This is a genomic window from Palleronia sp. (assembly GCF_042089775.1).
Taxonomy (GTDB): domain Bacteria; phylum Pseudomonadota; class Alphaproteobacteria; order Rhodobacterales; family Rhodobacteraceae; genus Palleronia.
In genome coordinates this window covers 1-8,236 of the sequence record NZ_JBELKF010000111.1, presented here as the reverse complement: position 1 = coordinate 8,236, position 8,236 = coordinate 1, and the positions used below count along the sequence as shown (strand labels likewise).

General features: G+C 64.0%; 8 protein-coding genes. 2 read left to right on the top strand and 6 right to left on the bottom strand.

The features are described from left to right. The 3 genes from ACFDS3_RS17550 to ACFDS3_RS17540 form a co-directional block, all read right to left on the bottom strand. Positions 1 to 1,172, bottom strand: a 1,172-nt coding sequence (locus ACFDS3_RS17550; protein WP_375263652.1) for a PQQ-dependent sugar dehydrogenase, incomplete at its 3' end; no start/stop codon positions are given. A gap of 55 nt (positions 1,173 to 1,227) precedes the next feature. Next, positions 1,228 to 1,794 (bottom strand): superoxide dismutase family protein, encoded by a 567-nt coding sequence (locus ACFDS3_RS17545; RefSeq protein WP_375263651.1) that lies wholly within the window; start codon positions 1,792 to 1,794, stop codon positions 1,228 to 1,230. Between the two features lie 95 nt (positions 1,795 to 1,889). Further along, the gene (locus ACFDS3_RS17540) at positions 1,890 to 2,651 is read right to left on the bottom strand and encodes a hypothetical protein (RefSeq protein WP_375263650.1); all 762 of its coding nucleotides are present in this window, start codon (positions 2,649 to 2,651) and stop codon (positions 1,890 to 1,892) included. Positions 2,652 to 2,971: 320 nt separating this feature from the next. On the opposite strand from ACFDS3_RS17540, the gene ACFDS3_RS17535 reads away from it, so the two are divergent. Then, positions 2,972 to 3,436 (top strand): hypothetical protein, encoded by a 465-nt coding sequence (locus ACFDS3_RS17535; RefSeq protein ID WP_375263649.1) that lies wholly within the window; start codon positions 2,972 to 2,974, stop codon positions 3,434 to 3,436. A 274-nt stretch (positions 3,437 to 3,710) separates the two neighbouring features. On the opposite strand, the gene ACFDS3_RS17530 is transcribed toward ACFDS3_RS17535, so the two are convergent. From ACFDS3_RS17530 to ACFDS3_RS17520, 3 genes are all read right to left on the bottom strand, one after another. Further along, on the bottom strand, positions 3,711 to 4,778 hold the full coding sequence (locus ACFDS3_RS17530) for a sodium:calcium antiporter (protein ID WP_375263648.1): 1,068 nt from the start codon (positions 4,776 to 4,778) through the stop codon (positions 3,711 to 3,713). 406 nt (positions 4,779 to 5,184) lie between these two features. After that, positions 5,185 to 5,664, bottom strand: coding sequence for a hypothetical protein (locus ACFDS3_RS17525; RefSeq protein WP_375263647.1), 480 nt, complete (start codon positions 5,662 to 5,664; stop codon positions 5,185 to 5,187). A 92-nt stretch (positions 5,665 to 5,756) separates the two neighbouring features. Then, entirely contained in the window at positions 5,757 to 6,854 is a 1,098-nt protein-coding gene (locus ACFDS3_RS17520) for an SDR family oxidoreductase (protein WP_375263646.1), read from the bottom strand. A gap of 778 nt (positions 6,855 to 7,632) precedes the next feature. Here ACFDS3_RS17520 and ACFDS3_RS17515 point away from each other — a divergent pair. Then, entirely contained in the window at positions 7,633 to 8,163 is a 531-nt protein-coding gene (locus ACFDS3_RS17515; protein WP_375263645.1) for a hypothetical protein, read from the top strand. The last annotated feature ends 73 nt before the right edge of the window (positions 8,164 to 8,236 follow it).

Genomic DNA, 8,236 nt, shown 5'->3' with positions numbered 1-8,236 from the left:
CCGGGGCCAGTGCGGCCGTCGTCGGCCGAAGGGGGATGCACTTCGAGGGGCTCCATGCGCCATACTGCGCCGGCCGCGTTCCCACTGACGTTGGTCAGCAGGTAGACCGCGCCATCGGGTCCCTGCTCCACTTCGCGGATGCGGGTGTTCATCGGGATGAACTCGCTCCCCGCAACCTCGCCGCCTTCCATGTCAACGTGTTCGACGCCCCCGGCAGACAGCGCACCGAACAGGATGTCGCCCTGCCATTCAGGGAACAGGTCACCGTCATAGAGGATCATGCCCGCTGGAGAGCGCACAGGGCTCCAGTTGTAGATAGCCTCCGCGAACTCGGGAAACTCGGGCGGGTTTGGGATATCTGTTCCGTCATAGTTTATGCCCCAGCTGACCACCGGCCAGCCGTAATTGGCGCCGGGCTCGAGCGCGTTGAGTTCGTCGTCGCCCAAGGGACCCATCTCGGTCACCCAGACTTGCTGCGCATCGGGGTGCCAGATCGCCGCCTCGATGTTGCGGTGCCCGTAGGACCAGATCGCGTCCTCGGCACCTTCCTCGCCGACGAAGGGATTGTCCTCGGGGATGGTGCCGTCGAGGTTCAGCCGCACGACCGTGCCCAGCGTGTTCGACAGCTCCTGCGCCGGACCGAACTTGAACCGCTCGCCAAGGGTGAGGAACACGTGTCCCGCGTCATCGAAGACGATGCGGTTGCCGAAATGGTTCGGGCCCTCGACTTTCGGCTCCTGACGGAAGATGACCTCCCAGTCCTCGATGCTGGTCAGGTCCTCCGACAGGCGACCACGTCCAAGTGCGGTGCCAGCGGTCGCTCCTTCGCCCGGCTCGGCGAACGAGAGGTAGACCAGCCGGTTTTCGGCGAAGTCAGGATGCAGCGCCACGTCCATCAGCCCGCCTTGTCCTTGGGCGAACACCTCTGGCGTGCCCTCGATGGGGTCCGAGATCGCGCCGTCCGCACTGACGACGACAAGGTCGCCGGGCAGCTCGGTCACCAGCATCTGGCCGTCGGGCAGGAACGTCATGCCCCACGGGGTATCGAGGCCGGTGGCGACCTCGAGGATCGAGATCGGGACCTCGCCGGTGTTGACGGATTCCACCTGGTTCTGAGGCTGCGCCAAGGCCGGCCCGGAAAAGGCGAGAAGCGCGAGCAGGGAAAGTCTCATGGGTCTGGTCCTTTCAGTTAAGGGCGGAGCCGGACATCCGGCTCCGAAGCCAGTGTCAATCGGCCTCATTCGGCACGATCACGCCGCAGGCGATGCGGGGACCGGTCGAGTCGGCCGTCTCGGCCCGGTAGTCATCGATCTGGGCGTGGACCATGATGGCCGAGCCGTCCGCATCGCGCAGGGTGAACGGGCTGCTGTCGCCATCGTCGTCATTGTCATCCTGTTCCTCAAGCGTGAGGTGCGGCGCGAAGAAGTCCGCCGTGGCCGTGCCGTCCGCGGCGACGTAGACGTTGGGTAGATCGCCGGCATGATAGCCCTCGGGCGAGTCGAACCCGTGGACAGTCTCGCGGGGACTGTAATGACCACCAGCGGCCTGGAACGTTGGTTCGCACGCGCCGGTCTCGTGGATGTGGAACCCGTGCGGTCCCTCCGGCAGGTTCTGGAGACGAGCCGTGACGACGACGCCGTGCTCCACCTGTTCGAACGTGACGCTACCGGCGTCGGTGCCGTCCTCCGTCTGCACTTGGGCTTCCAGAGTATCGGCGTCCTGAGCGACGGCCGGGCTCATGGCTGCGAGGGCAGCGATGGCTACGCCAGTGGGCGTTATAAGGGCGAATTTCATGGTTTCCTCCAGTTCTTGGGCTGGACCCGTCTGTTGGGCCTGTCATGGTCCGGGCGGTGCCCGCCCGGACGGTTGCGCCAGCGCGGCTGCGCAGATCAGATCTGGTCCTGGCAGCGGATGGCGTAGAGCTCGCTGTTCACGTTCAGGAAATCGATGGGTTGGCCATAGCCGAGGGCGGAGCAGAAGCGGGCCGCGACGTCCTCGCAGGCGTTCTCGCCGTCGCCACAGGGGATCGGCAATTGCATGAACGCCTCGCCCCGTTCGATCAGCGGAGCATCGTCTTCGAGGGTATTCGCGTCGACCTCGGCGGTAAACTCGTCCTCGGGCGCGAAGAATTCGGCGACGTCGGTGAAGAAGCTGTCTTCCTCTTCGGCGACCGTCTCGTCGTCATTCGTGTCGGCGATATCGAACAGACCGGAGGCCAGTTCATCCTCGGCCAGCACCTCGTCCTCGTTGCCCAGCCGCGCGAGGAGGTCGGTTTCCTCCAATGCCTCGGCGAACTCCCCCTCGGAGATGACGCCGTTGCCGTCGGCGTCCCAGTTCTCGACACTCAGGTTCACATCGAATTCACCGAACCAGAGGTCCACCGCGCTGTCCCACTCGTCGACGCTGAGCTCACCGTCATCATCCGCGTCCCAAGCCGAGTAGAGACCGCTGGAAAGCTCGGAGTAGCCGATCGCCTCATCATCGTCGGCGTCCCACTCCTCGAACACGCCCGAGTCGAAAACGCCCTGCGTGAACTCGGATTCTCCAAGCACGCCGTCGGCATCGGTGTCCCAGTCCGGGATGCCTTGCGCCACCGCGGGGGCACCGGCAAGCGCTGCCACTGTTGCGGCCATTCTAAGCCTCAGTTTCATGTCATCTCCTCCCGTCTTTGTCTTTGCGCCGCGCCGAAAGTTGCGGCGCCAGTCTGGTGCGAACGATCTCGCGGCTGTTCGGTTCAGCGGCTGCGGCGGCGCCACCCGGTCAAGACCCTCGGCGTCCGTCGTTGCTGAGCAGCAGCCCGGGCGGCCAGAGCGGCCCCACATGCGCCGCGACGATGGCAAGGGCGATGGTGATCTGAGCGGGACTTCACAATTGCCTCTCGCCGGCAGAAGCGCGGGAACAGCGGTCGGCCGAACCGGTTGAGAGGCCAGTGCGGCGGCAACGTCGCCAGTTTAACCCCCAGGAGGAAACCATGACGATTGATCTGAAGAAGTTTGCCAGCGTCGGCGCCATTCTGGCTGCCCTGACCGCCACCCCCGCCCTGGCTCAGGACATGGGCGAATGGGACGCGAACCAGGATGCTGTGGTCGACCAGGAAGAATTCAACACCGGCTTCGGTGAGAACGAGGCTTTCGGCGGATGGGACGAAGACGCGAGCGGCGGCATCTCTGAAGAAGAGTATAACACCGGCGTCACCTCGTCGTTCGATGAAGACGAGAGCGGCGACCTGAACGAAGATGAGCAGGCCGCCTACGACGAAAGCCAGTGGGGCGACGAAGAATACTCCGAGTGGGACGCCGACGCGAGCGGCGACCTGAACGAAGGCGAGTTCAACGAAGGCGCCTTCGGCACCTATGACGAAGACGAAAGCGGCGACTGGAACGAAGAAGAATACGCCACCTACCAGGAAGAAGACGAAGGCTGGTTCGACTGGTAAGCGTTTTCTTCTTTATGGATTGGAGGGCCGGCAATCAGCCGGCCCTTCTCATGCGCAGCCCCAGTTGCTCCATGAATCCGCGCTCATGCGTGCGGAGCAAGCGACCGCGCAATCCGCAGAGGCTCACCAGCTCGATCATGGTTTGATCATCCTCCTGCGGGCTCTGGATTCGATCTCTACGAACGCTTGGTGCCGCCTCTGTCTGCGGGCAGCCGACGATTGCCTGCTCGGAATGGTGGCGCCCATCCCGCGACACACTCCTGAACGAAGACCCTCAGTTCGACGCCGCCGTAGTGGAAGGCGCGCCGCCACTGCCTTGGGCTCCCGGACCGAAAGGCTGGACCCAGAAGACCAGGACCGCAATGAAGATCGCGTAGACTGTTGGCAGCACGAGAATCTGCCATCGCCTGAACCCCCTGTCCCGTCCACCCCACCAGACGAAGACCGCATAGAGCGTCGGCATGAGGGCCACGAATGCGAGGGTCACCCAGAAGAGCTGGAAGTTCTCGATCGGCATTCCGACGATCGTCAGAGGGATGAACGCCAGTGTCATCGTCACGGCGTGATCCCCGATCACGCTGGTCACCCCGGACGTCACCTGGCCGCTGCGCGCCACATACCAAGTCGCGAACACTTCGGGCAGCGCCGCCACCGGAGCGGTGATGAACAGGCCGCCGATGATCTTCGAAATGCCGATTGCATTCACGATCTTCTCTGTCGAGAACACGGTGAAGTAGGCGCCTGCGGCGAGGGCCGCGAGACCCGCCGCTGCCAGCCACTTCTCCTTGCGCTCCCATTCGACCTCCTGGCCTTTGGCCCGTCCGCGCAGCAGCGCCTGGGCGACGTAGGCCAGGTAGCCCAGGAGAAGAATCCAGCCGTCGATCGGCTGCAGGCCTCTCCACGGAGCCGGAAGCGTAAGCAGCGCGAAGAGGGCAACGATGCCGAGATAGGGAACGGCCTGCACCGTCGCTGCCTGCCGGTCCACTTGCAGAAGATGCTGCCGGCGATGCTCCTCGTGATGCTCGTGTCCGCCGCTATCGCCGATGCCCTGCTTCCGCGTCGCGATGTAGGCCGCGAGAACCATCATCGGGATGGCGAGCACGTTCGAGCCCAGGAGCGCGCCGAGGCCGATGTCGCTCACACCACGGATCGCACTCGTCGTGTTGATGCCGATCTCCGGGGAGGCTGCTGCAAGGCCGACGAAGGCTCCGCCGGCCGCGACGGAGAAGCCCCATTGCTTGCGCAGCTTCTTCAGCGGCTCTGCCATATGCTCCGCGCCCCAGTGTGCCGCCCAGACTGCGCCCAGAAGGACAGGGACCCAAATGACGAGATTTGCACTCAATGAACTTGTCTCCTCCCTCGGCGCTTCCGGCGGGCCTCACGTGGTTGCCTGATCTTCTGGAAGCCGCGCAATTTTCCTGTCCCTCATCAATGCAGAACCCTTCAGCGGCTCGGCAGGTGGCACGTGGAGCCACATTCTGCACAGCCTCAGAGGGTCAAAGCCGACGGCATCGCTTCAGGGAGGCAAGACGTCCTCAGATCCGGTGCCCCAAGCTCCCGAAACTCAAAGCGGTGGTGGTGGTGCGGAAGCCGGCCTCACGCCGGCGAGCCTGGAGCGCAAGTTCGCCGTGCGCGCTGCACTCGCGGGCGGCGGCATCTTGAGCCCAGCAAAGGAAAGGGCGCTGCCCGAGATCAGACTGAGGTGCGAGCATCCACCAGGGCGTTCTTTGACCGGTCGATGACGCAATCTACTCCGCCGCGCCGTTTTTCCCACTCTCCGCTTCTTCAACTTGCTCGCCTTCAGGGCCAAGCAGATACCACTCACCTCCGAACGAATGGACGTCTTGGCCTTGCGGCGGCTGACCGGCCCCGTCACGCGCGAAGGTATAAAGAGGCCAGCCGTTGTATGTGACAACCGTTTGCCCTTCGTAGCTGAAGGTGCCAGCGAGGGACTCGTCGAGCTCCGGACCTACGGTCACCTCTCCGTCGGTCGTTACCAGCGGCCAGGCGTCGAGGCACGGCTCCAATGTGCAAGAGATGGCTGGCTCACCGCCGTCTCCCTGGGTGTCGGTGGTGAACATGTAGACGGGCTTCCCCTCAGGGCCGACGATGTATTGGCCATAGTCCGCGCTTTGCTCAACGCTCAGAGTTGCAGAGTCTTGAGCCATCGCGGCAGACGCGGACAGCACCGCTGCGACGACAGGAAAGATAGGTTGAAAACGCAGCATCGGGAACCTCCACCATGAATCCGCTCTGCACGCGGGTGATCAGGAAACACCTGCGAAGAACCCCAGTTCCGCGCAATGTCGGTCCGACAGCGTCAGCGCCGTGACAGCACGCCTGCGGAGGGACGGCTGCGAACCATGGCGAACGTTGCGAGGCCAATAGCGGCGGCGATGCCGAGCGTGGCGATGGGATGCGTGCTCGCCGGCGTGTAGACGCTGGTATCGCGCCGGAAGGTTCCCTGGTCGCCGAACTGCCGGCCGCCCTCACCGGGTTCGTGGAAGCCTCCGGCGTTGCTCCGCTGCTTGTTCGGATCGCGCGCGGTCGCGTAGAACATCAGTTCGATCACCTTGCCGGCTATCTTCGGCAGCACATGGAAAAAGCTCGTCTGCACGGCGCCGGCGCCGCCGACCGTCACCTCGCGGGTGGGAACCTGTGCCGCCCTCAGCACGGCTTGCGCCACCACGTCGGGATTGTAGACCGGCGGCGGCACCTTCGAGGCTTCGTCCATGTAGTTCAGGGCATGTTCGCTGAACGGCGTATCCATGCCGCTCGGCTTGATGAGGGTCAGTGAAACCGGCGCGTCCTCGTGCATGAGTTCGAGGCGCAGCGAGTTGGTGAACCCCTTCACGGCGTGCTTCGAGGCGGAATAGGTGCTCAGAAGCGGCGTGGGCATGTCAGAGGCGATCGAGCCGATATTGATGAGCGCACCGCCCCTGCCCTTGAGGTGCTTCAGCGCCTCGGTCGAGCCATAGACCACGCCCCAATAGTTCGTCTGGAACAGGCGTTCGTGGTCCTCGTCCGAGATCTCCTCGACCTTGGCGTAGGCGCCCACGCCGGCGTCGTTCACCCAGGTGTCGAACCCGCCGTGACGAGCCACGACAGTTTCGACGACCTTCCGCACCTGCTCGCGGACGCCGACATCCGCAGCGACGTGGTCCGCGGCGCCACCCGACTGTTCAATCTGCGATTTCGCTTCTTGCAGGTCGTCCTCGTCCCGCGCCACAAGAACGACCCGGGCGCCCGCTTCGGCGGCCCGCTTGGCGATTGTCAGGCCGATGCCGGATGAGCCGCCGGTCACGACGATCGTCTGCTCGGCCAATGGCTTCAATCTAAGTGTCACTTCAAGTCCTCCTGTTTCGGCGATGGTGGAGATATGCACAGGTGCGCCTGCGCGTTCGCGGTGGTCTGCCATGACCTGCCGCCTTGGCTTGAAGCGGTCCCACGAGTTGAAGTTTCAACGCGAGCTGCGAACTGCTGTTCCAGATGGTTGGCATCGCACGCGGGTCCGGCCAGGATTGCAGTCGCGTAGCAGGGCACCATTCGTGTCACCTCGCGGACTTGCGCCCACTTCCACGGCAGCAGTTTGTCCTGGCGGTGCTCTTGTGGTCGTTGATGCGGCTGAAGGTGTCGCACCGGCGTGCTTTTGGATCGAGGCCGCTCTGCCCGAGCGGATCAGGACTCGGCGCCGGAGTGCCGCTTCACGAACTTCTGCATTCGCTTTGCCGCCCTGCCGCAGGCCCGCACTTCGCCTTTCTTTGCACTCCCGAAGGCGCCCTGTGCGGCGGCCCGATGAATGGCTGCCCAAGCAGGCGACGCCGCGCGCTTCGCTCGCGCAGCAACGCCGCTTTTCGCCTTTCGATCATGCACCCTCGCTGCTGCGGCAGAGGTTGCGCACCCGCGGCGCAGGCCAGTGGATTCCCTCACGCCGAACCGATCAGCGAGCTCCATGCATCGTTGCACACGGTCGTTTCGAACGGCCTGAAAGCAGCCGGTTCTGCGCAAATGCCGATCGTCAGCCATAGGGCTTGGGCGTCGAGGCTCCCGCCGCGCCGATGTTGGCGTTTGATCGCTTATGCCCGTCCAATGAAGCCGATGAAAAGTGACCCCTCTACCCTTTCTCGAAGTTCGGGAATCTCCGAACCGCGAGGCCGGTGGTGCGTTTCGCCCGGAGAACGGCCGGGAGAAAGAACATGCAGGACTGGCAGGCTATCGTCGAGATGTCTGCGGGGATGATCGTCGTCCTCGTTGCATTGGTGGCGTTGCGACTGATCCTTGGCAGGCGCGAACCCGCTCGACTGACATCTTTCGAGCTGTTCCTGACGGCCGCCTTTGGTGTCGGACTCGGCATCGTTCTCGTTCATAAAGCACCGGGGCTGGAAGAGGCCGTTCTCGCACTCGCCACTCTCGCCTTGGCGCTCCAGTTGAACGCACAGCGCCCGTTCCCGTGGCCGGTGCCACGAGGTCGCGCGAAGTCAGAGCCGGCCCTTCTCTTTTATGGAAGACGCTGCATCGCATCAGGCCGCGCCCGAGCTCAGACGACAGAGCGGTCGATCTGCGCCTTGGCGGAGAAATCTGGATACGAGGGCACGGCTGGGGTCGACGCCGTCGTGCTCGAGGCGATCGGCGCCATCAAGATGCATGGCGCCCAAGGCGTTTCGCTGCTCGCTCCGGCGAGCGTGGCACATCAGGTTTGGAAAGAGCATCCGGGAGGCTCCAGATGAGCGTCATTCTTATCCTGATCGGTGCGGGTCTCGTGGTCCTGACCTTTCTCGACGCGCTATGGACGACCTTGTG

Coding starts and splice junctions, on each gene's coding strand:
- ACFDS3_RS17520 (WP_375263646.1), bottom strand. CDS start 6,854: ATGGCAGACCACCGCGAACGCGCAGGCGCACCTGTGCATATCTCCACC.
- ACFDS3_RS17515 (WP_375263645.1), top strand. CDS start 7,633: ATGCAGGACTGGCAGGCTATCGTCGAGATGTCTGCGGGGATGATCGTC.
- ACFDS3_RS17545 (WP_375263651.1), bottom strand. CDS start 1,794: ATGAAATTCGCCCTTATAACGCCCACTGGCGTAGCCATCGCTGCCCTC.
- ACFDS3_RS17540 (WP_375263650.1), bottom strand. CDS start 2,651: ATGAAACTGAGGCTTAGAATGGCCGCAACAGTGGCAGCGCTTGCCGGT.
- ACFDS3_RS17525 (WP_375263647.1), bottom strand. CDS start 5,664: ATGCTGCGTTTTCAACCTATCTTTCCTGTCGTCGCAGCGGTGCTGTCC.
- ACFDS3_RS17535 (WP_375263649.1), top strand. CDS start 2,972: ATGACGATTGATCTGAAGAAGTTTGCCAGCGTCGGCGCCATTCTGGCT.